At 60.8% G+C, this 23,026-nt stretch carries 20 protein-coding genes; 13 read left to right on the plus strand and 7 right to left on the minus strand.

All coding sequences use genetic code 11. From position 1 onward, the window contains the following. The first annotated feature begins 8 nt into the window (after window positions 1-8). The 3 genes from etfB (at window position 9) to PMI34_RS19805 (ending at window position 2,882) form a co-directional block, all read left to right on the plus strand. Entirely contained in the window at window positions 9-779 is a 771-nt protein-coding gene (gene etfB, locus PMI34_RS19815) for an electron transfer flavoprotein subunit beta (protein ID WP_008048177.1), read from the plus strand. Window positions 780-927: 148 nt separating this feature from the next. After that, a complete protein-coding gene (locus PMI34_RS19810) occupies window positions 928-1,494 on the plus strand; it encodes a GNAT family N-acetyltransferase (RefSeq protein ID WP_008048178.1) in 567 nt (188 codons plus the stop codon). Between the two features lie 170 nt (window positions 1,495-1,664). Beyond that, window positions 1,665-2,882 (plus strand): retropepsin-like aspartic protease, encoded by a 1,218-nt coding sequence (locus tag PMI34_RS19805; protein ID WP_032829493.1) that lies wholly within the window; start codon window positions 1,665-1,667, stop codon window positions 2,880-2,882. 778 nt (window positions 2,883-3,660) lie between these two features. On the opposite strand, the gene gbcA is transcribed toward PMI34_RS19805, so the two are convergent. Beyond that, window positions 3,661-4,956 carry a glycine-betaine demethylase subunit GbcA gene (gbcA, locus tag PMI34_RS19800; RefSeq protein ID WP_008048180.1) on the minus strand — a complete coding sequence of 432 codons (1,296 nt, stop codon included), beginning with the start codon at window positions 4,954-4,956 and terminating at the stop codon, window positions 3,661-3,663. A gap of 296 nt (window positions 4,957-5,252) precedes the next feature. On the opposite strand from gbcA, the gene gbcB reads away from it, so the two are divergent. Next, window positions 5,253-6,353, plus strand: a complete 1,101-nt coding sequence (gene gbcB / locus PMI34_RS19795; protein ID WP_008048181.1) for a glycine-betaine demethylase subunit GbcB — start codon at window positions 5,253-5,255, stop codon at window positions 6,351-6,353. Window positions 6,354-6,473: 120 nt separating this feature from the next. Here gbcB and PMI34_RS19790 read toward each other — a convergent pair whose 3' ends face one another. Next, window positions 6,474-7,298 carry an SDR family oxidoreductase gene (locus PMI34_RS19790; RefSeq protein WP_008048182.1) on the minus strand — a complete coding sequence of 275 codons (825 nt, stop codon included), beginning with the start codon at window positions 7,296-7,298 and terminating at the stop codon, window positions 6,474-6,476. 215 nt (window positions 7,299-7,513) lie between these two features. Further along, window positions 7,514-8,554 carry a threonine aldolase family protein gene (locus tag PMI34_RS19785; protein ID WP_008048184.1) on the minus strand — a complete coding sequence of 347 codons (1,041 nt, stop codon included), beginning with the start codon at window positions 8,552-8,554 and terminating at the stop codon, window positions 7,514-7,516. 132 nt (window positions 8,555-8,686) lie between these two features. On the opposite strand from PMI34_RS19785, the gene PMI34_RS19780 reads away from it, so the two are divergent. The 8 genes from PMI34_RS19780 (at window position 8,687) to fdhA (ending at window position 18,911) form a co-directional block, all read left to right on the plus strand. Beyond that, a complete protein-coding gene (locus PMI34_RS19780) occupies window positions 8,687-9,451 on the plus strand; it encodes a TraX family protein (protein ID WP_008048188.1) in 765 nt (254 codons plus the stop codon). Between the two features lie 299 nt (window positions 9,452-9,750). Beyond that, the gene (gene glyA / locus PMI34_RS19775; protein WP_008048190.1) at window positions 9,751-11,004 is read left to right on the plus strand and encodes a serine hydroxymethyltransferase; all 1,254 of its coding nucleotides are present in this window, start codon (window positions 9,751-9,753) and stop codon (window positions 11,002-11,004) included. 23 nt (window positions 11,005-11,027) lie between these two features. Further along, window positions 11,028-12,278, plus strand: coding sequence for a sarcosine oxidase subunit beta (locus tag PMI34_RS19770; RefSeq protein ID WP_007947735.1), 1,251 nt, complete (start codon window positions 11,028-11,030; stop codon window positions 12,276-12,278). Between the two features lie 14 nt (window positions 12,279-12,292). After that, entirely contained in the window at window positions 12,293-12,622 is a 330-nt protein-coding gene (locus PMI34_RS19765) for a sarcosine oxidase subunit delta (RefSeq protein WP_008048193.1), read from the plus strand. Beyond that, window positions 12,619-15,636 (plus strand): sarcosine oxidase subunit alpha, encoded by a 3,018-nt coding sequence (locus PMI34_RS19760; RefSeq protein WP_008048196.1) that lies wholly within the window; start codon window positions 12,619-12,621, stop codon window positions 15,634-15,636. The genes PMI34_RS19765 and PMI34_RS19760 overlap by 4 nt, the downstream gene beginning before the upstream one ends. 202 nt (window positions 15,637-15,838) lie before the next feature. Further along, window positions 15,839-16,471: a sarcosine oxidase subunit gamma gene (locus PMI34_RS19755; protein ID WP_008048197.1), complete on the plus strand. Its 633-nt coding sequence runs from the start codon at window positions 15,839-15,841 to the stop codon at window positions 16,469-16,471. 180 nt (window positions 16,472-16,651) lie between these two features. Beyond that, window positions 16,652-17,509, plus strand: a complete 858-nt coding sequence (gene purU, locus PMI34_RS19750; RefSeq protein ID WP_007981374.1) for a formyltetrahydrofolate deformylase — start codon at window positions 16,652-16,654, stop codon at window positions 17,507-17,509. A 202-nt stretch (window positions 17,510-17,711) separates the two neighbouring features. Beyond that, the gene (gene fdhA / locus PMI34_RS19745) at window positions 17,712-18,911 is read left to right on the plus strand and encodes a formaldehyde dehydrogenase, glutathione-independent (RefSeq protein ID WP_008048199.1); all 1,200 of its coding nucleotides are present in this window, start codon (window positions 17,712-17,714) and stop codon (window positions 18,909-18,911) included. 306 nt (window positions 18,912-19,217) lie between these two features. Here fdhA and PMI34_RS19740 read toward each other — a convergent pair whose 3' ends face one another. From PMI34_RS19740 to PMI34_RS19730, 3 genes are read right to left on the minus strand one after another with little or no spacing between them, the layout of a single operon-like run. After that, a complete protein-coding gene (locus PMI34_RS19740; RefSeq protein WP_008048201.1) occupies window positions 19,218-19,892 on the minus strand; it encodes an anti-sigma factor in 675 nt (224 codons plus the stop codon). Continuing rightward, complete coding sequence (locus tag PMI34_RS19735) at window positions 19,889-20,515, minus strand: RNA polymerase sigma factor (RefSeq protein WP_032829498.1); 627 nt, start codon at window positions 20,513-20,515, stop codon at window positions 19,889-19,891. The genes PMI34_RS19740 and PMI34_RS19735 overlap by 4 nt, the downstream gene beginning before the upstream one ends. Window positions 20,516-20,569: 54 nt before the next feature. After that, on the minus strand, window positions 20,570-21,163 hold the full coding sequence (locus tag PMI34_RS19730) for a fasciclin domain-containing protein (protein WP_008048206.1): 594 nt from the start codon (window positions 21,161-21,163) through the stop codon (window positions 20,570-20,572). A 287-nt stretch (window positions 21,164-21,450) separates the two neighbouring features. Between PMI34_RS19730 and PMI34_RS19725 the strand changes: the two genes are divergently transcribed. Then, window positions 21,451-22,005 carry a DUF2780 domain-containing protein gene (locus tag PMI34_RS19725; RefSeq protein WP_008048208.1) on the plus strand — a complete coding sequence of 185 codons (555 nt, stop codon included), beginning with the start codon at window positions 21,451-21,453 and terminating at the stop codon, window positions 22,003-22,005. A gap of 1 nt (window position 22,006) precedes the next feature. Here the strand turns inward: PMI34_RS19725 and PMI34_RS19720 are convergent, their stop codons facing one another. Next, on the minus strand, window positions 22,007-22,894 hold the full coding sequence (locus PMI34_RS19720) for an acyltransferase (RefSeq protein ID WP_008048210.1): 888 nt from the start codon (window positions 22,892-22,894) through the stop codon (window positions 22,007-22,009). Between the last annotated feature and the right edge of the window lie 132 nt (window positions 22,895-23,026).

The following is a 23,026-nucleotide window of genomic DNA, read 5'->3' on the forward strand; positions in this document are numbered from 1 at the left end:
AAAGGGTTATGAGCACGAAAATCATCAGCCTGGTGTCGATCGGCGCCCACCCGACATCCGGTCGGCCGCGTCGCGCGGAGCAGGATGCGCGGGCGGTTGAACTGGGCCTGCAATTGGCTGGGGATAACTTGCAGGTGCTGCATGCCGGTGACATCGCCGAGCCAGCCTTGCGCGCTTACCTGGGCATGGGGCTCGAACAGCTGCATGTGCTCGAGCAACCGCAAGGCGCCGATGCGCTGCCGGCATTGACCGAGTATCTGCGTGATGCCGGGGCGCAGGTGGTGTTGACCGGCAGCCAGGCGGAAACCGGTGAAGGTTCGGGCATGTTGCCCTTCCTGCTGGCCGAAAGCCTGGGCTGGCCGCTGGTGGTGGGGCTGGCGCAGGTCGAGTCCATCGATGGCGGTTCGGCGCTAGTGTTGCAAGCTTTGCCCCGTGGTCAACGTCGGCGGCTGAAGGTGCGCCTGCCGTTTGTGGCGACGGTGGATAACGCCGCACCCAAGCCTCGACAGAGCGCTTACGGCCCGGCTCGACGCGGCGTGCTGCAAGCACAGGACGTCGAGGTCATCGACGATGAGCTGCTCGCGGTCGCCAGCCTGCAACCGGCCAAGCCACGGCCCAAGCGCCTGAAGGTGATCAAGGCCAAGAGTGGCGCCGACCGCATGAAAGCCGCAACGGCCAAGGCCAGTGGTGGAGGCGGGCAGGTGCTCAAGGGCGTTACGGCACAAGCGGGGGCTGAAGCGATCCTCAAGTTGCTGATTGAAGAAGGTGTGGTCCGCTGACAAATAGTCACCCTGGATCAAATGTGGGAGCGGGCTTGCTCGCGAAGGTGGTGTGTCAGTCGACACGAATATTGCCTGGCCCGCCGCTTTCGCGAGCAAGCCCGCTCCCACAGAAAAGCTTCATCTCACCGACATTTATGGGGGAACAATGGCAGTTGCATTTCGTTCGGCAGTGCGCGCGGATGCGCGTGAGATTGCGCGCTTGTTCCAGATTTCATCCGAGGGCGCTTCAGATTACATCTGGAGCCAGATCGCAGAGCCCGGCCAGGATCTGTTGGATGTCGGCGCCATTCGCTATGCACGCGACGACGTGGACTTCTCCTACCAGAACTGCCTGATTGCCGAGGCCGATGGCCAGGTCATAGGCATGATGCACAGCTATGTGATGCGTCACGACCCCTTGGCGGTGCCGACGACTGATCCGGTACTGGCGCCTTACGCCGACATGGAAGTGCCCGATACCCTGTACATCTCCAGCCTGGCCCTGCATGAAGGCTGGCGCAACCGGGGGCTGGGCGTGCGGTTTCTCGCCCATGCTCAAGAACGTGCCGATCAACTGGGGCTCAATGGCCTGAGCCTGATCGACTATGCCGCCAACACTGGCGCCCGGCGTTTTTACGAGCGGCACGGTTTCGGGATCATCAAGACCTGCCAGGTCACACCCCATCCGATGATTCGCGTCACCGGTGACGCCTATCTTATGCACAGGCCCTGAGCTTGCCCGAGCGCTCGACCGGCGACGGTTATCCACAACGCCGCAAACCCTCGTTCCCGTCCCGCGCTGACGGGGGCGGTGAGCTACAGTTCTCTATGCGCTGATCAAGGGTGCGACACGCTTTCGGGAGGTTTCAGACATTCAGCGCTGACTCATAAACCCCGGTTTTTATGACTGGCCTGAATATGAAGACTTTCGCTCTTCTGGCGCTCTTTGCATCAAGCTTGTGGGTATCCACAGGCTTGATCTCTGCCGCCCGGACAACGTCCGTGGATGACCAGGATTTTTACCGCTGGATAGACTCCGAACAGGGTCGTAGCGCGTCCCTGGCGCAACTGCGGCAACAGTGCGACAAGGTGCTGGATCCCGATAGACACCTCAGCTGTTCGGTGACGGTCTTCGCCAGAATGCTGGAAGCCAAGGCCGCCAACCAACTCCCCGAATACTATCTGGCGATCAAGGACAAGCATGCCCGGGCGATTGCAGCCGACGCCGATCTGAAGCCTCTGTTCTCCACGTTTGGCAGCAAATCACTGGCTATCCTGGCGGCGACCGGCGATTTCTCGGTCAACGGTTTGGCGCGGCATGAGGTGCTGCCGCTCCACCCGTATGCCGACAACTTTCATGTCGCTGAAGAAGTGTTGCCGTTTATCGATGTGGGCGCGGCCAATGGTGCCTCGGCGCGTTTTGTACTGGACACGGGGGCGCCGCAAACCCGGGTCAATATCGACACTGCGAAAAAGATGGGCATCAGGTTGTTGCCCGATGCTTTTTATCGCTACAGCACCTTTTATGGCGAGAAGGGGCTGGCTGCGAGGCTGGGCATTCTCGGGTCGCTGAAAGTCGGCACCCGCGAGTTCAGGAACGTCCTGGTCTTTGTCAGCGACCGGGATAATCTGTTGGGGCTCGATCTGATCAGCAAGCTGGGGCGCTTGAAGATCACCAGCAGAACACTGGAGCTAAATTCGCCGCCTGCCACACGCTGTGATGCGTTGACTGTCGTTAGCCGCCAGGATCTCAATCAACGCCTGGTGGTTGCCGCACAGCTGGATCGCCGGGTAACGCAGGCCATCATCGATACGGGAAATGTCGACTACCTGACGGCCTCGTCGCCCGGCAGACAGCTCAGCGTTGTGCAGGCGCTGACACCGGGAAGCTCGAACGCTTACACCGGCGACAAAAGGCACTTTCAACGCTTCGACGGCGTATTGGTCATGCAAGGCAACATCATGGTGGTCAGTTACAAGTACTATCCGGGCTTCACCATCCCGCCGTCGCTGCTGGGCGGGCAATATGTTCCGTCGATATTGCTCGGCTGGCGCGCCTTCAAAGACTTCGAATTGAACCTGGACCTGGGTTCAGGTCGGTCATGCCTCAATAAAGTTTGAACAACTTCGGTGTTTACCCACAATCCCTGTTGGTGGTTCTGTGGATAACATGTTCGCCCCTCGCTACACCCCATATAAATAAAGCCCTGTAAGCCGGCGGTCAAAAAACAACCAGCCTTGCTCGTGTTTTTTCCAAGCATTTTCAAGGGGATAAGTGCTGTCGCTGAGGAGAACTTGCCCCCAATCTCTGTTGGCGCTTCTGTGGATAAGATGTTTGTTGTCGGCTGTAGGCCTTATAAACAGGGGCGTGCAGGCTTCTGATCATAAACTGATCAAAAGACGGTTTTGCACCTTCAGACTCCACGTAAACGCCGGGTTTCTGCGGGTTTTAGAGGTTTTCCACAGAGGTTGCGAAGTTAACCCCAAAGTCTGTTGGTGCTTCTGTGGATAAGGTGTTTGCCATCCTCTGAACGCCATGCAGTCCGTGCCTTGTAGGCTGCTGATTAAAAAATGATCAGCTCGTCCGTGGAAGCATGCTTCTGGATAAGTCACGGTTTTTCTTTGGGTTCTGTGGAGAAATTTTGCGGATTTTCCACAGTTGTCCCCATTAGCTGTGGGTGGAGGTGTGGATAACTTGTTCGCGGAAGGCTGGGAGGTGCGGCGGGCATAGGCCTGAACGAGATAGGTCATATTTCGTACAGTTCTGGATGATCTGGGAAAGTGGGGGCGCTTTCGCGAGCAAGCCCGCTCCCACATTTGTCCGTGTCGTTCACAAAAGTTGTGTACGCCACCGATCTATTGTGGGAGCGGGCTTGCTCGCGAAGCTTTTGCTTTTGATTTAACCCTGAACCGGAACCCCTTTGAGGTACGGCGCAGGCTCGGCCCCCAGGTTGCTCAGCAGGCGCTCGCTGTACCAGTCCACGAAGTTCACTACGCCGAACTCATAGGTCTTGGAGTACGGGCCAGGCTGGTACGCGGTGGAGTTGATGCCGCGCTGGTTCTCTTCGGCCAGGCGACGGTCCTGGTCGTTGGTGGCGTCCCAGACCTTGCGCATGCGCTCCACGTCGTAGTCCACGCCTTCGACCGCGTCCTTGTGCACGATCCACTTGGTGGTGACCATGGTTTCCTGGGCGCTGATCGGCCACACGGTGAACACGATGATGTGGTCGCCCATGCAGTGGTTCCAGGAGTGCGGCAGGTGCAGGATGCGCATCGAGCCCAGGTCCGGGTTCTTGATGCGGCCCATCAGCTTGGCGCAGCCCTGCTTGCCGTCCATGGTCATCGACACGGTGCCCTTGAGCAGCGGCATGCGCACGATGCGGTTGCGCAGGCCGAAGCTGGCGTGGGCATAAGGGATCTTCTCGGCTTCCCAGGCTGCGGCGGAGGCGGCGACGTGGTCCTTGAACGCCTGGTCGGCGCGCGGGTCGGTGACGTCGTCCCATTCCAGCAGGGTTTTCAACAGTTCCGGGTGCGATGCGTTGCAGTGGTAGCACTCGCGGTTGTTTTCCAGCACCAGCTTCCAGTTGGCTTTTTCCATCAAGGTGGTGGTGATCGCCACCTTGGTGTTCTCCATGTCGTACGGTTCCATGTAATGGTTGAGCGTCGACAGGAAGTCATCGATGGCCGGCGGGTTTTCCGCCAGGCTGATGAAGATGTAGCCACCGGCGGTCTTCACGTTCACCGGCTTGAGGCCGTACTGGTTCATATCGAAGTCGGCGCCCATTTCGGTGCCGGCGAACAGCAGGCGGCCGTCGAGTTCGTAGGTCCATTGGTGGTAGTGGCAAACCAGCTTGGCGACCTTGCCCTTGTCGCTGGTGCACAGGCGCGAGCCACGGTGGCGGCAGACGTTGTGGAACGCGTGCACCACGCCTTCGGCGCCACGGATCACGATGATCGGGTTCTTGCCGATCTGCAGGGTCAGGTAGTTGCCCTTGGCAGGGATCTCGCAGGTCATGCCGGCGATCAACCACTCTTTCTGAAAGATTTCCTGCATGTCGATATCAAACAGGCGCTCGTCGGAGTAAAACGGCTGCGGCAGCGAAAAGGTGCGCTCGCGCTCTTGCAGCATCTGGGCGGTGGCCTTGCGTGCGGGTTCCAGCGGATCGCCCAGGCTCAGGGTAGTAGTGACGTCCATCGTTTAATCCTCAAGGCCATTCTGTGTGGCCGGCGAAAGTGGCTAATCAGGTGTGCTGTTCAGGGTTGCTACGCAAGGTGTAAAGATTGTGTCTTGGTATGGGGCGAGTGTGGGGCCGGCGCTGGCCAGAACCTTATCCATGGGCGACATGGTGCAATCTGTTCCCGACGCGCAAGCCCCGGTCGTTGGGGGCTGGTCGCGATAAGCATGTCAATGTCGCAGATAGGTAAATGGATGGTTCGCGCTATACGCAGAATCGCCAACATGAAGGCCGACAGTCGGCCGTGGAGATCAGCATGTCCAACAGCTTCCTGAACCCGGTAACCACCCAGACCTGGGCCAATGGCCGACACATCGTCCGTTGCGTCAAAGTCATCCAGGAAACCTGGGATGTGCGCACCTTTTGCTTCATGGCCGACCAGCCGATCCTGTTCTTCTTCAAGCCAGGGCAGTTTGTCACCCTGGAGCTGGAGATTGAAGGCCAGCCGATCATGCGTTCGTATACCATTTCCAGCTCGCCGTCGGTGCCGTACAGCTTTTCGGTGACCATCAAGCGCGTGCCGGGCGGCAAGGTGTCCAACTGGCTGCACGACACCTTGCACGAAGGCCAGGAGCTGGCGGTGCACGGGCCGGTCGGGCTGTTCAATGCCATGGACTTCACCGCGCCGAAAGTGCTCTACCTCAGCGGCGGCGTTGGTATCACGCCGGTCATGTCCATGGCGCGCTGGTTCTATGACACCAACGGCAATGTCGACATGGTGTTTATCCACAGCGCCCGTTCGCCTAAAGACATCATTTACCACCGCGAGCTGGAGCACATGGCATCGCGGATCGAAAACTTCAGCCTGCACCTGATCTGCGAAAAACACGGTATGGGTGAGCCCTGGGCCGGTTATCGCGGTTACCTGAACCACAGAATGCTTGAATTGATGGCGCCTGACTTCCTTGAGCGCGAAGTATTCTGCTGCGGCCCCACACCCTATATGAATGCGGTCAAGCGCTTGCTGGAAGGCGCAGGTTTCGACATGTCGCGTTACCACGAAGAATCCTTCGGTGCGACCCCGCCAGAGGCACGCGCCGATGCGGTAGAACATGCAGAACAAGCGGCCGAGGCACCGGAAGTCGACGCCGCGGACTTGCATCAAGTGGAATTCACCGCCTCCGGCAAGAGCATCCGCGTGGCCCCGGGCGAGACCGTGCATGCAGCGGCGGCCAAGGTCGGCCTGATGATTCCGAAAGCCTGCGGCATGGGCATCTGCGGCACCTGCAAGGTGATGAAGCTGGGTGGCGAAGTGGAGATGGAACACAACGGCGGGATCACCGAGGAAGACGAAGCCGAAGGGTTCATCCTGTCGTGCTGCAGCGTGCCGAAGGGCGACGTGCGCATCGAATTCTAATCAACGCCGATTAACCCTGTGGGAGCGAGCTTGCTCGCGATAGCGGTGGGTCAGCCAACATTGATGTTGAATCTGACTCCGTCATCGAGAGCAAGCTCGCTCCCACAGGTACGGTGTTTTTCAGTCGACGAATAGGTCAGTCATGAGATTTTCGCTGCTGTCGGGCGCGAACCGATAATGCTCGAACTCGGTTACACCGTGTTCTCGCAGTATTTCCTCATCGATCAACAACCGCCCGGTCAAGCTGCGGTTTGCGCTGCTCAGAATGACATGGGCGGCATCCGCCATGATCGCAGGCAGGCGCGCATGCTTGAACGATTCCCTCGACCCCAACTGAAACTCGATGGCGGCTGTGGCGATCATCGTCTGTGGCCACAGCGAGTTGACGCTGATGCCGTAGTTCTTGAATTCCTCGCTCATGCCCAGGGTCAGCATGCTCATGCCGTACTTGGTGACGGTGTAGGGGCTGTATTGGGCGAACCATTTGGTGGCCAGGTTCAGCGGCGGGGAAAGATTGAGGATATGGCCGCCGGACTTCTTCAGATAGGGCAAAGCAGCCTGGCTGCACAGCAATACGGCACGGGTGTTGATCTGGTGCATCAGGTCAAAACGCTTGAGTTCGAGGTGCTGGACTCCGGTCAGCTTGATCGCCCCGGCGTTGTTGATCAGCGCATCGATGCTGCCGAAATGTTCGTTGGCCTGGGCCAGGGCCGCACGTACGGCATCCTCTTCCCGCACATCTACCTGCAAGGCCAGCGCCTTGCCGCCCGCGGCTTCCACTTCCTGGGCCACGCTGAAAATCGTGCCTGGAAGCTTGGGGTGGGGGGCGGCACTTTTGGCGGCGATCACAATGTTGGCCCCATCGCGTGCGGCCCGCAGCGCGATCTCGCGGCCAATGCCGCGACTGGCGCCGGTGATGAACAGGGTTTTGCCTTGCAATGACATGCTGACGCTCCTGATTGTTTTTATGTGAGCGGGGTGGCTCGACAAACAATGTAGACGAAGTCTTCAGGTGCGAACGATGAGGGGCGATTGGATTGGCTTCTGTGGGAGCGGGCTTGCTCGCGAATACGGTGGGTCAGTTACCGCAGATGCTGAATGTACTACCGCTTTCGCGAGCAAGCCCGCTCCCACAGGGGGGGGCGGTGTAAACCAGAGTTTTAGTGGGACATCACTTCACGAATGTCTTTCGCCAATTCCCGCACGCGCTCTTCCTCGGTATCCCACGAGCACATGAAGCGTGCGCCGCCGTTGCCGATGAAGGTGTAGAAGCGCCAGCCCTTGGCGGTCAATGCGGCGATGGCCGGTTCCGACAGTTGCAGGAACACGCCGTTGGCCTGCACCGGGAACATCAGCTCCACCCCCGGAATGTCGCTGACCAGTTCGGCCAGCAATTGCGCGCAGTGGTTGGCGTGGCGGGCGTATTTGAGCCAGGCGTCGTTTTCCAGAATCCCTACCCACGGCGCCGACAGGAAGCGCATTTTCGACGCCAGCTGCCCGGCCTGTTTGCAGCGGTAGTCGAAGTCTTCAGCCAGTTTGTGGTTGAAGAACAGGATCGCTTCGCCCACCGCCATGCCGTTCTTGGTGCCGCCGAAGCACAACACGTCGACGCCGGCCTTCCAGGTCAGGTCAGCCGGGGAACAGCCGAGGAACGCACAGGCGTTGGAGAACCGTGCACCGTCCATGTGCAGGTTCAGGCCCAGTTCCTTGCAGGTGGCGCTGATGGCGCGGATTTCGTCCGGGGTGTAGACGCTGCCGACTTCGGTGGCCTGGGTCAGGGTCACGACGCGGGGTTTCGGGTAGTGGATGTCCTGGCGCTTGAGCGCGACCTCTCGGATCGATTCCGGGGTCAGCTTGCCGTTTTCAGTGCGGGCGATCAGCAGTTTGGAGCCATTGGAGAAAAATTCCGGGGCGCCGCATTCGTCGGTTTCGACGTGGGCGGTTTCCGAGCAGATCACGCTGTGGTAACTCTGGCACAACGACGACAGGGCCAGCGAGTTGGCGGCGGTGCCGTTGAAGGCGAAAAACACTTCGCAGTCGGTCGCAAACAGTTTGCGGAAATCATCGGACGCGCGGGCGGTCCACTCGTCGTCGCCGTAGGCGCGCTGGTGGCCGTGGTTGGCCTGTTCCATGGCGGCCCAGGCTTCAGGGCAGATGCCGGAATAGTTGTCGCTGGCGAATTGTTGGCTCTTGTCGGTCATGGCCTGCTTCCGTGGTCGAGATGCCTATGGTGAAGCGTCCCGTGGTCAATGAGGGTGCGCACTGTACCCAAGATCGTCAGGTGGAGCGCACAGGATGTCGCTGTGGGGAAAATACAGTGTGGAAGGGCAATTATGCACGTGACAACGCACAAGATCATGCACAAGACCATGCACAAGGCCATGCACTTAAAGCCGCGCGACGGTGCACTGGATCTGCTCAAGTGGCTGGCGCTTTTGAGCATGGTGCTCGATCACCTGCGATATGTCGGTTATTCCGCCGATCTGTTGTATGTGCCGGGGCGCCTGGCGTTTCCGTGGTTCTGCCTGGCGATGGCGGCCAACCTGGCGCGCCTGCGGACTACGACGACCGGCGGCCAGTGGCGCTATCTGGGTTGGTTGTTGCTGTTTAGCGCGGTGAGTGAAATTCCCTACCGGATGTACATTCCCGATCCCGACACCTTGAACGTGCTGCCCACCCTTGCCCTGGGTCTGCTGGTGGTTCGTGGCTGGCAGCAGCCGGTGCTTGCATCGCGACTGCTGGCGGCGGGCGCGTTGCTGCTGGCAGCGTTGTTCTCCCAGCGATTGATGTTCGGTTGCTTTGGCGTCCTGTTGCCGCTGGCGATACTGCTGGTGATCCGCCGTCCCTGGTATTTCGCGCTGTTGCCGGGGCTTGTCTGTCTTGCGGCCAATCAATGGCAGGTGCTGTATTACTCCGTTCGATTGGGCAATCACGTGGCGATGGTGGCAGTCGCCACTTGTCTGATTGCGCCATGGCTCGGGCTGTTCTTGTTGCGACATGTAAAAGGCGTAAAAGCACCGCCGATGCGGCGTTGGGCGTATGCGCTGTATCCCGTGCATTTCCTCGTTTTGCTGGCCTTACGCCAAGCTATCGCCTAACCCCTGTAGCAGCTGCCGAAGGCTGCGTTCGACTGCGCAGCAGTCGCAATCGGTTGCATCCGGGTTTACCTGACCGATGGCGGCATCAGGTATTACACCGGCTTCGCCGTCGAACGCAGCCTTCGGCAGCTGCTACAAAGGAGCGCTCCGGTAGCGCATGTCGTAAACGCACCTTTGCGTGGCGTCCATAGGCATTTGACGACTCCAAGCCGGTCATACCATCGCTATCAAAGGGCACTGCCGAAAAGCCAGTGCCTCACCGAGACGAATGGCGCACCGCCGCCGCTGGGAGAGACGCGATGTTCAGCAAGCAAGACCAGATCCAGGGTTACGACGATGCACTGCTGGCGGCTATGAATGCCGAGGAGCAACGTCAGGAAGATCACATCGAGCTGATCGCGTCGGAGAACTACACCAGCAAGCGCGTGATGGAAGCGCAAGGCAGCGGCCTGACCAACAAATACGCCGAAGGTTATCCGGGCAAGCGCTACTACGGCGGTTGCGAACACGTCGACAAGGTTGAAGCCCTGGCCATCGAGCGCGCCAAGCAACTGTTCGGCGCCGACTACGCCAACGTGCAGCCGCACTCCGGTTCCTCGGCCAACAGCGCCGTTTACCTGGCCCTGCTGCAAGCCGGCGACACCATCCTCGGCATGAGCCTGGCCCACGGCGGCCACCTGACCCACGGCGCCAAAGTGTCGTCCTCGGGCAAACTCTACAACGCCGTGCAGTACGGCATCGACACCAAGACCGGCCTGATCGATTACGACGAAGTCGAGCGCCTGGCCGTAGAGTGCAAGCCAAAGATGATCGTGGCCGGCTTCTCGGCTTACTCCAAGACCCTGGACTTCCCGCGCTTCCGTCAGATTGCCGATAAGGTCGGTGCGCTGCTGTTCGTCGACATGGCCCACGTTGCCGGTCTGGTCGCTGCCGGACTGTACCCGAACCCGCTGCCATATGCCGATGTGGTCACCACCACCACCCACAAGACCCTGCGCGGTCCCCGTGGCGGCCTGATCCTGGCCAAGTCCAACGAAGAAATCGAGAAGAAGCTCAACGCGGCGGTTTTCCCGGGTGCCCAGGGCGGCCCGCTGATGCACGTGATCGCCGGTAAGGCGGTGTGCTTCAAGGAAGCGCTGGAGCCAGGCTTCAAGGCTTATCAGCAGCAAGTGATCGACAACGCCCAGGCCATGGCCGGCGTGTTTATCAAACGCGGCTACGATGTAGTGTCCGGCGGTACCGACAACCACCTGTTCCTGGTCAGCCTGATCCGTCAGGGCCTGACCGGCAAGGACGCGGATGCCGCCCTCGGTCGCGCCCACATCACTGTGAACAAGAACGCTGTCCCGAACGATCCACAGTCGCCGTTCGTGACCTCCGGCCTGCGCATCGGCACCCCGGCGGTCACCACTCGCGGCTTCAAGGTGACCCAGTGCGTCACGCTGGCCGGCTGGATCTGCGACATCCTCGACAACCTCGGCGACGCCGATGTCGAGGCCAATGTCGCCGAGCAAGTGGCAGCCCTGTGCGCGGACTTCCCGGTTTATCGCTGAGTGCGGTTTTGGAGTAAATGACTATGCAACGCTACTCGGGCTTCGGCCTCTTCAAACACTCTCTCAGCCATCATGAAAACTGGCAGAAAATGTGGCGCACGCCGACCCCTAAAAAGGTCTACGACGTGGTCATCGTCGGTGGTGGCGGGCATGGCCTCGCCACGGCTTACTACCTGGCCAAGGAACACGGCATCACCAACGTGGCCGTGGTCGAGAAAGGCTGGCTGGGCGGCGGTAACACCGCGCGCAACACCACCATCGTTCGCTCCAACTACCTGTGGGACGAGTCGGCGCACCTGTACGAACACGCGATGAAACTGTGGGAAGGCCTGTCCCAGGACCTCAACTACAACGTGATGTTCTCCCAGCGCGGCGTCTACAACCTGTGTCACACCCTGCAGGACATCCGTGATTCCGAGCGTCGGGTCAGCGCCAACCGCCTCAACGGCGTGGACGGTGAACTGCTCGATGCCAAGCAGGTTGCCGACGAGATTCCGTACCTCGACTGCTCCAAGAACACTCGCTACCCGGTGATGGGCGCCACCGTCCAGCGTCGCGGCGGCGTGGCCCGTCACGATGCCGTGGCCTGGGGCTTTGCCCGGGCCGCCGATGCCCTCGGCGTGGACCTGATCCAGCAGACCGAAGTGATCGGTTTCCGCAAGGAAAACGGCGTGTGCATCGGCGTTGAAACCAACAAGGGCTTCATCGGCGCCAAGCGCGTCGGCGTAGTGACTGCCGGTAACTCCGGGCACATGGCCAAGCTCGCCGGTTTCCGCCTGCCGATCGAATCCCACCCGCTGCAAGCGCTGGTTTCCGAGCCGATCAAGCCGATTATCGACAGCGTGATCATGTCCAACGCCGTGCACGGCTACATCAGCCAGTCCGACAAGGGCGACCTGGTGATCGGCGCCGGTATCGACGGCTACAACGGCTACGGCCAGCGTGGTTCGTACCCGGTGATCGAGCACACCATCCAGGCCATCGTCGAGATGTTCCCGGTGCTGTCGCGGGTACGCATGAACCGTCAGTGGGGCGGCATCGTCGACACCACGCCGGATGCCTGCCCGATCATTTCGAAAACCCCGGTACCGAACATGTTCTTCAACTGCGGTTGGGGCACCGGCGGCTTCAAGGCCACACCTGGCTCGGGCAACGTGTTTGCCGCGAGCCTGGCCAAGGGTGAAATGCACCCATTGGCCGCACCTTTCTCCATCGACCGTTTCCACAACGGTGCGTTGATCGATGAACACGGCGCTGCTGCGGTTGCCCACTAACAGGAGAAATCCCCATGTTGCATATCTTCTGTCCTCACTGCGGCGAACTGCGCTCCGAAGAGGAATTCCATGCATCCGGCCAGGCGCACATCCCGCGTCCACTGGATCCGAACACCTGCACCGACGAGGAGTGGGGCGACTACATGTTCTTCCGCGATAACCCGCGCGGTCTGCACCACGAGCTGTGGGATCACGTTGCCGGTTGCCGTCAGTACTTCAACGTCACCCGCGACACCGTGACCTACGAGATTCTCGAAAGCTACAAGATCGGCACCAAGCCACAATTCACCGACAAGACCGATAGCCCGAAAGCGGCCAGCACGGCTCTGGGAGAGAAGGTATGAGCCAGATCAATCGCCTGTCCAACGGCGGACGGATCGACCGCAACAAAGTCTTGACCTTCACCTTCAACGGCCAGAACTACAAAGGCTTCGAAGGCGATTCCCTGGCCGCTGCACTGCTGGCCAACGGCGTCGACATCATCGGTCGCAGCTTCAAGTATTCCCGTCCACGCGGCATCTTCGCCGCCGGTGCCGAAGAGCCGAACGCGGTGCTGCAGATCGGCGCCACCGAAGCCACGCAGATCCCGAACGTGCGTGCCACGCAACAGGCGCTGTATCAAGGCCTGGTCGCCACCAGCACCAACGGCTGGCCGAGCGTGAACAACGACATGATGGGGATTCTCGGCAAGGTCGGCGGCAAGCTGATGCCGCCGGGCTTCTACTACAAAACCTTCATGTACCCGCAATCGTTCTGGATGACCTACGAGAAGTACATCCGCAAGGCTGCCGGCCTTGGCCGCTCGCCGACCGAGAACGATCCGGACACCTACGACTACATGAACCAGCACTGCGACGTGCTGATCGTCGGCGCCGGTCCTGCGGGTCTGGCCGCTGCACTGGCCGCTGCGCGCAGCGGTGCCCGTGTGATCCTGGCCGACGAACAGGAAGAGTTCGGCGGCAGCCTGCTCGACTCCCGCGAAAGCCTCGACGGCAAGCCTGCGATGGAGTGGGTGGCCAGCGTCATCGACGAGCTGAAGAACACCCCGGACGTGCTGCTGTTGCCGCGCGCCACCGTCAACGGCTACCACGACCATAACTTCCTGACCATTCACGAGCGCCTGACCGATCACCTCGGTGACCGTGCACCGATCGGCCAGGTGCGTCAGCGCATCCACCGGGTTCGCGCCAATCGCGTGGTACTGGCGACCGGCGCTCACGAGCGCCCACTGGTCTACGGCAACAACGACGTGCCGGGCAACATGCTCGCCGGCGCCATCTCGACTTATGTGCGTCGTTACGGCGTGGCACCGGGCAAGAAGCTGGTGCTGTCGACCAACAACGACCACGCCTACCGCGTTGCCCTGGATTGGCTCGATGCCAGCCTGCAAGTGGTGGCCATCGCCGACGCCCGCAGCAATCCGCGTGGTGCGCTGGTGGAAGAGGCGCGTGCCAAAGGCATCCGCATTCTCACCGGCAGCGCCGTGATCGAGGCCCGTGGCAGCAAGCGCGTGACCGCTGCCCGTGTGGCCGCCATCGATGTCAAAGCCCACACCGTGACCAGCCCAGGCGAATGGCTTGAATGCGACGTGGTGGCCAGCTCCGGTGGTTACAGCCCGGTGGTTCACCTGGCTTCGCACCTGGGTGGCAAGCCGATCTGGCGCGAAGACATCCTCGGTTTCGTACCGGGCGAAGCACCGCAGAAACGCGTGTGCGTCGGTGGCATCAACGGTGTCTATGGTCTTGGCGATTCCCTGGCCGATGGTTTTGAAGGTGGCGTTCGCGCTGCTGCCGAAGCCGGCTTCCAGTCGGTCGAAGGTGTGCTGCCAAAAGCCCTGAGCCGTCTGGAAGAGCCGACCCTGGCGCTGTTCCAGGTGCCCCATGAAAAGAACACCGCACGGGCGCCGAAGCAATTCGTCGACCTGCAAAACGACGTCACCGCCGCCGCCATCGAACTGGCGACCCGCGAGGGCTTCGAGTCGGTCGAGCACGTCAAGCGCTACACCGCCCTGGGCTTCGGCACCGATCAGGGCAAGCTCGGCAACGTCAACGGCCTGGCCATCGCTGCCCGCTCGCTGAACGTGACCATCCCGCAGATGGGCACCACCATGTTCCGTCCGAACTACACGCCGGTGACTTTCGGCGCCGTGGCCGGTCGTCACTGTGGGCACATCTTCGAGCCGGTGCGTTACACCGCGCTGCATCAATGGCACCTGAAAAACGGCGCCGAGTTCGAAGACGTCGGCCAGTGGAAACGTCCTTGGTACTTCCCGAAATCCGGTGAAGACCTGCATGCCGCGGTGAAACGCGAATGCAAAGCCGTGCGCGACAGCGTCGGCCTGCTCGATGCTTCGACCCTGGGCAAGATCGACATTCAGGGCCCGGATGCGCGCGAGTTCCTCAACCGCGTCTACACCAATGCGTGGACCAAGCTCGATGTGGGCAAAGCGCGTTACGGCCTGATGTGCAAAGAAGACGGCATGGTCTTCGACGACGGCGTGACGGCTTGCCTGGCCGACAACCATTTCGTCATGACCACCACCACCGGCGGCGCGGCTCGCGTACTGCAGTGGCTGGAGCTGTACCACCAGACCGAATGGCCGGACATGAAGGTGTTCTTCACCTCCGTCACCGACCATTGGGCGACCATGACCCTGTCCGGGCCGAACAGCCGCAAGCTGCTCGCTGAAGTCACCGACATCGACCTGAGCAGCGAAGCCTTCCCGTTCATGACCTGGAAAGAAGGTCTGGTCGGTGGTGTGCCGGCGCGGGTGTTCCGGATTTCGTTTACCGGTGAGCTGTCGTACGAAGTCAACGTGCAAGCCGACTACGCCATGGGCGTGCTGGAAAAAATCGTCGATGCCGGCAAGAAGTACAACCTGACCCCGTACGGCACTGAAACCATGCACGTGCTGCGGGCCGAGAAGGGCTTCATCATCGTCGGTCAGGACACTGACAGCTCGATGACCCCGGACGACCTGAATATGGGCTGGTGTGTCGGTCGCACCAAACCGTTCTCGTGGATCGGCTGGCGTGGCATGAACCGTGAAGACTGCGTGCGTGATCAGCGCAAGCAACTGGTTGGCCTGAAACCGATCGATCCGACCAAATGGCTGCCGGAAGGCGCGCAACTGGTGTTCAACACCAAGCAAGCCATCCCGATGACCATGGTGGGTCACGTGACTTCCAGTTACCTGCACAACTCCCTGGGCTATTCGTTCGCCATGGGCGTGGTCAAGGGCGGGTTGCAGCGGATGGGCGAGCGAGTGTTCGCACCCCTGGCCGACGGCAGCGTGATCGAGGCGGAAATCGTTTCTTCGGTGTTCTTCGATCCGAAAGGCGAACGCCAGAACGTTTGATGGCTTCAAGTCCGGTGGGGGGGGGGCAATGACACCGAGTCGGCCTATTCGCGGGCAAGCCCGCTCCCACAGGACCGAAGTCGCCAAGGGAATTTGAGTCAGGCATCAATCCATGTGGGAGCGGGCTTGCCCGCGAAGGCGGCAGTCCAGTCACCACAAAGGTTGAGACCAACCGCACAACAGAATTCAGAACAGGTGCTTTATGACCGCAGCCAATGTTTACCAACAACGCCCAACCTCCGGGGCCAAGGCCGAGTCGTCGCTGCATCACGCCGACCTCGCCAGCCTGGTGGGCAAGGGCCGCAAGAACGCCGGTGTAACCGTGCACGAGAAAAAACTCCTCGGCCACCTGACCATTCGTGGCGATGGCCACGATGCCGCGTTTGCCGCAGGCGTGCACAAGGCCCTGGGCATTGAATTGCCAGGCGCGCTGAGCGTCATCGTCAAAGGCGAGACCAGTTTGCAATGGATGGGGCCGGATGAGTGGCTGCTGATCGTGCCAACCGGTGAAGAGCTTGCCGCCGAGCAAAAACTGCGCAAAGCGCTGGGCGATTTGCACATTGCAATCGTCAACGTCAGCGGCGGCCAGCAACTCCTCGAACTGAGCGGCCCGAACGTGCGCCAGGTGCTGATGAAGTCCACCAGCTACGACGTGCACCCGAACAACTTCCCGGTGGGCAAAGCCGTCGGCACGGTGTTCGCCAAATCGCAATTGATGATCCGTCACACCGCTGAAGACACCTGGGAACTGCTGATTCGTCGCAGCTTCTCGGATTACTGGTGGCTGTGGTTGCAGGATGCTTCTGCCGAGTATGGGCTGAGCGTTCAGGCCTGAATCCCTGTAGCAGCTGCCGAAGGCTGCGTTCGGCGACGAAGTCGTCGTCAAACCTGCGACAGCGTTCTTTCAGACTGATCCGGGATTCAGGTTTTACGACGGCTTCGCCGCCGAACGCAGCCTTCGGCAGCTGCTACACAAAGCGGCGTTGCTGCTACTTTCGAACAGGAGTCACGCATTATGAGCCGCGCCCCAGACACATGGATTCTGACCGCCGACTGCCCCAGCGTGCTCGGCACGGTAGACGCGGTGACCCGCTTTCTGTTCGAGCAGGGCTGCTACGTCACCGAACACCACTCCTTTGATGATCGGCTCTCGGGCCGTTTCTTCATTCGTGTGGAATTCCGCCAGCCCGATGGCTTCGACGAGCAGTCGTTCCGCGCGGGCCTGGCCGAGCGCGGTGAGGCCTTCGGCATGATCTTCGAACTGACCGCGCCGAACTACCGGCCGAAAGTGGTGATCATGGTTTCCAAGGCCGATCACTGCCTCAACGACTTGCTCTATCGCCAGCGCATCGGCCAGTTGTCGATGGACGTCGCCGCCGTGGTCTCCAACCACCCGGACCTCAAGCCACTGGCCGACTGGCACCAGATTCCGTACTACCACTTCCCGCTGGACCCGAACGACAAGCCGTCCCAGGAGCGCCAGGTATGGCAGGTCATCGAAGAGTCCGGTGCGGAACTGGTGATCCTTGCGCGCTACATGCAGGTGCTGTCGCCGGAGCTGTGCCGCAAGCTCGATGGCAAGGCGATCAACATTCACCACTCCCTGTTGCCCGGGTTCAAGGGCGCCAAGCCTTATCACCAGGCCTACAACAAGGGCGTGAAACTGGTGGGCGCCACGGCGCATTACATCAACAACGACCTGGATGAAGGCCCGATCATTGCCCAAGGTGTGGAGGCAGTGGACCACAGCCATTACCCCGAGGATTTGATCGCCAAGGGGCGGGATATCGAAGGGCTGACGCTGGCGCGTGCCGTTGGATATCACATCGAAAGAAGAGTGTTTTTGAACGCCAATCGCACGGTCGTTCTTTAGATAGCTATCGCTGGCAAGCCAGCTCCCACAGGGTTTTGTGTTGTTCACAGATCTTGTGTCCACCCCCGATCCACTGTGGGAGCGGGCTTGCCCGCGATGGGGCCCTCACAAGCAACACAAGAAACAGCATCTATACCCGAGTACTTAACGCGCTGCCTGCCTGGGCAACGCGGTTTCATAAAAACAACAGCGAGGTGAAAGCATGTCTGGCAATCGTGGTGTGGTGTATCTCGGCGCTGGCAAGGTCGAAGTACAAAAGATTGACTATCCGAAAATGCAGGACCCGCGTGGCAGGAAGATAAACCACGCCGTCATCCTGCGTGTGGTTTCCACCAACATCTGTGGTTCCGACCAGCACATGGTGCGCGGTCGTACCACCGCTCAGACCGGTCTGGTACTGGGCCACGAGATCACCGGTGAAGTGATCGAGAAGGGCAGTGACGTCGAGAACCTGCAAATCGGCGACCTGGTCTCGGTACCGTTCAACGTGGCTTGCGGGCGCTGCCGTTCCTGCAAAGAAATGCACACAGGCGTGTGCCTGAGCGTCAACCCGGCGCGTCCGGGCGGTGCTTATGGTTACGTCGACATGGGCGACTGGACCGGTGGCCAGGCCGAATACGCCATGGTGCCGTATGCCGACTTCAACCTGCTGAAACTGCCGGATCGCGACCGGGCCATGGAAAAAATCCGCGACCTGACCTGCCTCTCCGACATCCTGCCGACCGGCTACCATGGCGCCGTGACTGCTGGCGTTGGCCCGGGCAGCACCGTGTATATCGCTGGCGCCGGTCCGGTCGGCCTGGCCGCTGCCGCTTCCGCTCGCCTATTGGGCGCTGCGGTGGTGATCGTCGGTGACGTCAACACCATCCGCCTGGCCCACGCCAAGGCCCAGGGCTTCGAGATCGCCGACCTGTCCCTGGACACGCCGCTGCATGAACAGATCGCCGCACTGCTGGGCGAGCCGGAAGTTGACTGCGCCATCGACGCCGTAGGCTTCGAAGCCCGCGGCCACGGCCATGACGGCGTGAAACACGAAGCCCCGGCCACCGTGCTCAACTCGCTGATGGGCGTGGTGCGTGTGGCAGGCAAGATCGGCATCCCTGGCCTCTACGTGACCGAAGACCCGGGCGCTGTCGACGCTGCCGCGAAAATGGGCAGCCTGAGCATCCGCTTCGGCCTGGGCTGGGCTAAATCCCACAGCTTCCACACCGGCCAGACCCCGGTGATGAAGTACAACCGTCAGCTGATGCAGGCAATCATGTGGGACCGCATCAACATCGCCGAAGTAGTGGGTGTTCAGGTGATCAGCCTGGATCAGGCGCCGCAGGGTTATGGTGAGTTTGATGCGGGTGTGCCGAAGAAGTTTGTGATCGATCCGCACAAGATGTTCAGCGCGGCGTAAGGGCGGTAGCTAAAAACCCAGAAGCTACGCCTTCCTTGTAGCAGCTGCCGAAGGCTGCGTCCGGCTGCGCAGCAGTCGTAAATCCGGTTTGCACGATCTCTCTGAGGTACCGCGAATTCGGATTTTACGACTGCTGCGCAGCCGGACGCAGGCTACGCCAGCTGCTACAGATTGCGTTGTGGCTTAACTGATCGGCATTAGGCGACTGAGGTCGCCCTTCTTTTTGCTTTCAAATCGCATGCAATCTATGTGCGGGCTTGCCCGCTCCCACAGGATTTGTGTCTGCCATTGGTTTTGAGTGAGGCTTTAGAGTGCCGCCAACGCCCCTTGGTACAGCACCGGTCCTGTCGGTTGCCCGGTCGGTGAGCCGCCCTTCGGTTCAAGGCTGACCGCCAGCGCGATCGGCTTGCCGATCAGCGCTTTCTGCGTCTCGCTCAATGCGACCTTGCCTTTGCCTCCAGTCGGAATCACACCGAGGGAAATCGGCTTGCCGTCCGCCGGAATCGCCCACAACTCCAGACTTTGTCCAGGTTCGACAGCCGCCAGCGTTAGCGGCTCGACTTGCAGGTAATCCTCGTAGGCCTGTACGCGCATCGCGGGTTGCGCGTCGGCGTTGACCAACGTGGCGCTGTAGTGCGCGTCGTCGGGGAGGTAGAGCACACCAAGCGTCACTGCGATCAGCAGCGAGAAAACCGCCGCCGTCATTCGCAGCCAACTCCAGAACGGACGCTTCTCTGGCACGTGCAGCACTTGTGGTTCGATCCGCGCGGTAATGCCTTGCCAGACGCGATCCGGCACCGGCTGCTCCGGCAGGGCGTCGGTCAGGCTGACCAGGCTTTCCTGCCACTGTGCCAGTTCTGCGCGCAAGACCGCATCTTCCAGCAACAACTGTTCGAAACGCCGGCGCGCGGTGGCAGGCATCAGGCCGATGGCATAGTCGGCGGCGAGGGCGCGGCGCAGGATCGGGGTTCGATAGTTCATGATTCAAGGCACCTGCGCAGACGTTCCATGCCGCGGCGGATCCAGGACTTCACCGAGCCCAGCGGCGCGGCCAGGTGTTCGGCCAGTTCGGAGCACGACAGTCCCTGGAAATAGGCGACGGTAATCGACTGGCGCTGCATGCCTTCGAGGCTGTCCAGGCAACGGTTCAAGGCGCTGGCTTCACGAGCACTGTCCAGTTGTTCGTGGGCCGATGGGCTTTCATCCACGAGCCTCTGTTCTTCGAGATCGCTCAATGGCCGATCGCGGTGTTTGCGCAACTGGTCGATGGCCTGATGACGGGTGATGTTGATCATCCAGGTCAACGGCGCCGACAGATGCGCTTCGTAGCGCGATGCGTTGTTCCAGATGCGCACGAAGCTCTCTTGCAGCACCTCTTCGGCCAGATCCGGACGGCCCATGAAGCGCAGTGCTACCCCGTGCAGGCGCGGGCCGACACTGCGGTACAGCGTCTCGAAGGCGCGGCGGTCGCCCAGTGAACACTGGGCCAGCAATTGCCTGAGCTGATCGGCGTCGGCGATGGGAATGGCGGTTCTCCCGGAAAGCGGGGCAGGTGGCCGGTTGCAGGCAGAGGTTAGTTCACGGCGTGCAGTTGTTCCATTCACGGCGAACACCTCGGGCGGACCGCCGCCCCCGATGTGCGGGGGCGGCAGCACGGCTCAGCTTTTCGGCATCAACACCTTGTCGATGACCTGAATGACCCCATTGGACTGGTACACGTCGTAGGTGGTGATGTCAGCGACGTCGCCCTTTTCATCCTTGATGGTGATGTTGTGCGGACCGTTCATCATGGCCCACAGTTTGCCGCCGGCAACCGTGGTCAGTTCGGCCTTGCCGCCACCTGCCCTGATTTTCTCGGACAGGGTCATCATGTCGAGTTTCCCGGCGACTACGTGGTAGGTGAGGATGTGGGTCAGCGTGGCCTTGTTGGCCGGTTTGAGCAGGGTGTCGACGGTGCCCGCGGGCAGGGCGGTGAAGGCCGAATTGACCGGGGCGAACACGGTGAACGGACCTTTGCCCTTGAGGGTGTCAACCAGGCCGGCGGCTTTTACAGCGGCGACCAGGGTGGTGTGATCGGCGGAGTTCGCTGCGTTATCGATGATGTCCTTGCTTGGCAGCATGGTCTGGCCGCCGACCGTGACGGTGCCGTGGCCCATGTCCGCCGCTTGCACGGTGTTCAGGACGAGTCCGCCACCAAGGGCCAGGGTCAGCAGGCTGGCAATCAATGGCGTTTTGATCGAAGTGCGTTTCATGGTGATGATCCTTGTGATGAGAATCGGCCAGGAGTGTCTGTCCGTGCTTGATATACGGGCGTGGGGGCAGGCTGGATGCAGTGCGGGGGGAATTTTTTCTGTAGGAGCGAGCCTGCTCGCGATGGACGCTAACGCTAACGCGTACTTCCTGAATCAACGCGTTGCCCTGGAGTCCATCGCGAGCAAGCTCGCTCCTACAGGGGGCTGGGAACAATCCTCGGGGATGCCAGTCCAATGCACAGTTTTTCGCCGCTCATTGCCGGGCGGTGTTCATCGAGGATGTCTGAATGAAGATTTCACGCGGTTTTGCACTGGCATCACTCCTGACCCTGGCTGCCAGCCCGGCTTTTGCACAGTTCAACCTGAGCGATGCAGCCAATGCCATTGCCGGCATGAAGGGCGATGACGCGGCCGCGACCGCCGCTCCGACACCACAGACCGCCGATTTGCTGAGCACCCTCAGTGAATTGGACATCACCCCAGAGCAAGCCATCGGCGGCGCCGGGGCAATGCTGGGCCTGGCGAAGAACCAGTTGAGTTCGACCGACTACTCGGAACTGGCCAAAAGCGTGCCGGGCATCGACATGCTCTCGGGCGGCGGTGAGCTGGGTGCACTGGCCGGTCTGCTCGGCTCCAGCGGCAAAGCTGCAGGACTGGACAATGCCTTGGGTAACGTCAAGAACACCAACGACCTGAACAACGCTTTCAGCGCCTTGGGCATGGACACCGGCATGATCGGCCAGTTTGCTCCGGTGCTCTTGCAATACCTCGGTCAGCAGGGTGTCGGCGGTTCGCTGCTGAGCAGCCTGGGCGGGATCTGGGGTGCCGGCACTGGTAGCTGATTCAGCGGCGCCCGGCGCGCAATGCGTCGATGCGCCGGTCCTTCTCGATCCAGAGCTGGTTGACCCAGTTCTGGACCTTCTCGCGAAACGCAGGGTCGTTTTCGTAATCGCCCTGCCACAGCGCCGGGTCGAGTTCGCGGGTCTTGATGTCGATGATGACCCTTGGCAGATTGCCGCTGATCAGGTCCCAGAACCCCGGAATCCTCTGCTGCGGGTAAACCACCGTCACATCGAGAACGGCGTCCAGCTGTTCGCCCATTGCCGCCAGCACGAATGCCACACCGCCAGCCTTGGGCTTGAGCAGGTGAGTGAATGGCGACTGCTGTTGAGCGCTTTTCGCTGCGGTGAAGCGTGTACCTTCCAGATAGTTGACCACCGTCACCGGCTGGCGCTTGAACAGTTCGCAGGCCTTTTTGGTGATCTCCAGATCCTTGCCCGCCAGCTCCGGGTGTTTGGCCAGGAAGGCTTTGCTGTAGCGCTTCATGAACGGGTAATCCAGCGCCCACCACGCCAGGCCCAGGAAGGGCACCCAGATCAGTTCTTTCTTGAGGAAGAACTTGAAGAACGGCGTGCGCCGGTTCAGCGTCTGGATCAGCGCCGGGATGTCGACCCAGGATTGATGGTTGCTGATCACCAGATATGAAGTGTCGCGACGCAGATCGTCACCGCCACGGATCTCCCATTGGGTGGGGATGCAGACACGGAAGATCAGCTTGTCGATCTCCGACCAGGTCTCGGCGATCCACATCACCGACCAGGAGGCGTAATCGCGAAAACGGCCGGGCAGGACCAGCTTGAGCAGGGCAAACACCAGCAACGGCCCGATCAGGACCAGGGTGTTGAGCAAAAGCAGCAGGGTCACGAAACAGCCGGTGAGCAGGCGGCGCATAAGTCACTCGTGGAAGCGGTTGGGCGCGCCATGATAAGCAGCTTCGGGCGACAGGCCAAATCGGTGCTGACAAATGTTTCACTTTTGGGTCGGTAACCTCGTGGGAACGATCAAGCGAACGACGGTCTAAAA

Origin of the sequence: Pseudomonas sp. GM74, assembly GCF_000282455.1 — a bacterium.
GTDB lineage: Bacteria > Pseudomonadota > Gammaproteobacteria > Pseudomonadales > Pseudomonadaceae > Aquipseudomonas.

Bases quoted from the DNA above. Each gene is read 5' to 3' on its own strand.
- PMI34_RS19725 (WP_008048208.1), top strand. From the start codon at position 21,451: ATGAAGATTTCACGCGGTTTTGCACTGGCATCACTCCTGACCCTGGCT.
- etfB (WP_008048177.1), top strand. From the start codon at position 9: ATGAGCACGAAAATCATCAGCCTGGTGTCGATCGGCGCCCACCCGACA.
- glyA (WP_008048190.1), top strand. From the start codon at position 9,751: ATGTTCAGCAAGCAAGACCAGATCCAGGGTTACGACGATGCACTGCTG.
- PMI34_RS19760 (WP_008048196.1), top strand. From the start codon at position 12,619: ATGAGCCAGATCAATCGCCTGTCCAACGGCGGACGGATCGACCGCAAC.
- PMI34_RS19755 (WP_008048197.1), top strand. From the start codon at position 15,839: ATGACCGCAGCCAATGTTTACCAACAACGCCCAACCTCCGGGGCCAAG.
- PMI34_RS19780 (WP_008048188.1), top strand. From the start codon at position 8,687: ATGCACGTGACAACGCACAAGATCATGCACAAGACCATGCACAAGGCC.
- purU (WP_007981374.1), top strand. From the start codon at position 16,652: ATGAGCCGCGCCCCAGACACATGGATTCTGACCGCCGACTGCCCCAGC.
- PMI34_RS19785 (WP_008048184.1), bottom strand. From the start codon at position 8,554: ATGACCGACAAGAGCCAACAATTCGCCAGCGACAACTATTCCGGCATC.
- PMI34_RS19790 (WP_008048182.1), bottom strand. From the start codon at position 7,298: ATGTCATTGCAAGGCAAAACCCTGTTCATCACCGGCGCCAGTCGCGGC.
- gbcB (WP_008048181.1), top strand. From the start codon at position 5,253: ATGTCCAACAGCTTCCTGAACCCGGTAACCACCCAGACCTGGGCCAAT.
- PMI34_RS19720 (WP_008048210.1), bottom strand. From the start codon at position 22,894: ATGCGCCGCCTGCTCACCGGCTGTTTCGTGACCCTGCTGCTTTTGCTC.
- gbcA (WP_008048180.1), bottom strand. From the start codon at position 4,956: ATGGACGTCACTACTACCCTGAGCCTGGGCGATCCGCTGGAACCCGCA.
- PMI34_RS19805 (WP_032829493.1), top strand. From the start codon at position 1,665: ATGACTGGCCTGAATATGAAGACTTTCGCTCTTCTGGCGCTCTTTGCA.
- PMI34_RS19810 (WP_008048178.1), top strand. From the start codon at position 928: ATGGCAGTTGCATTTCGTTCGGCAGTGCGCGCGGATGCGCGTGAGATT.
- PMI34_RS19770 (WP_007947735.1), top strand. From the start codon at position 11,028: ATGCAACGCTACTCGGGCTTCGGCCTCTTCAAACACTCTCTCAGCCAT.
- PMI34_RS19730 (WP_008048206.1), bottom strand. From the start codon at position 21,163: ATGAAACGCACTTCGATCAAAACGCCATTGATTGCCAGCCTGCTGACC.
- PMI34_RS19765 (WP_008048193.1), top strand. From the start codon at position 12,293: ATGTTGCATATCTTCTGTCCTCACTGCGGCGAACTGCGCTCCGAAGAG.
- fdhA (WP_008048199.1), top strand. From the start codon at position 17,712: ATGTCTGGCAATCGTGGTGTGGTGTATCTCGGCGCTGGCAAGGTCGAA.
- PMI34_RS19740 (WP_008048201.1), bottom strand. From the start codon at position 19,892: ATGAACTATCGAACCCCGATCCTGCGCCGCGCCCTCGCCGCCGACTAT.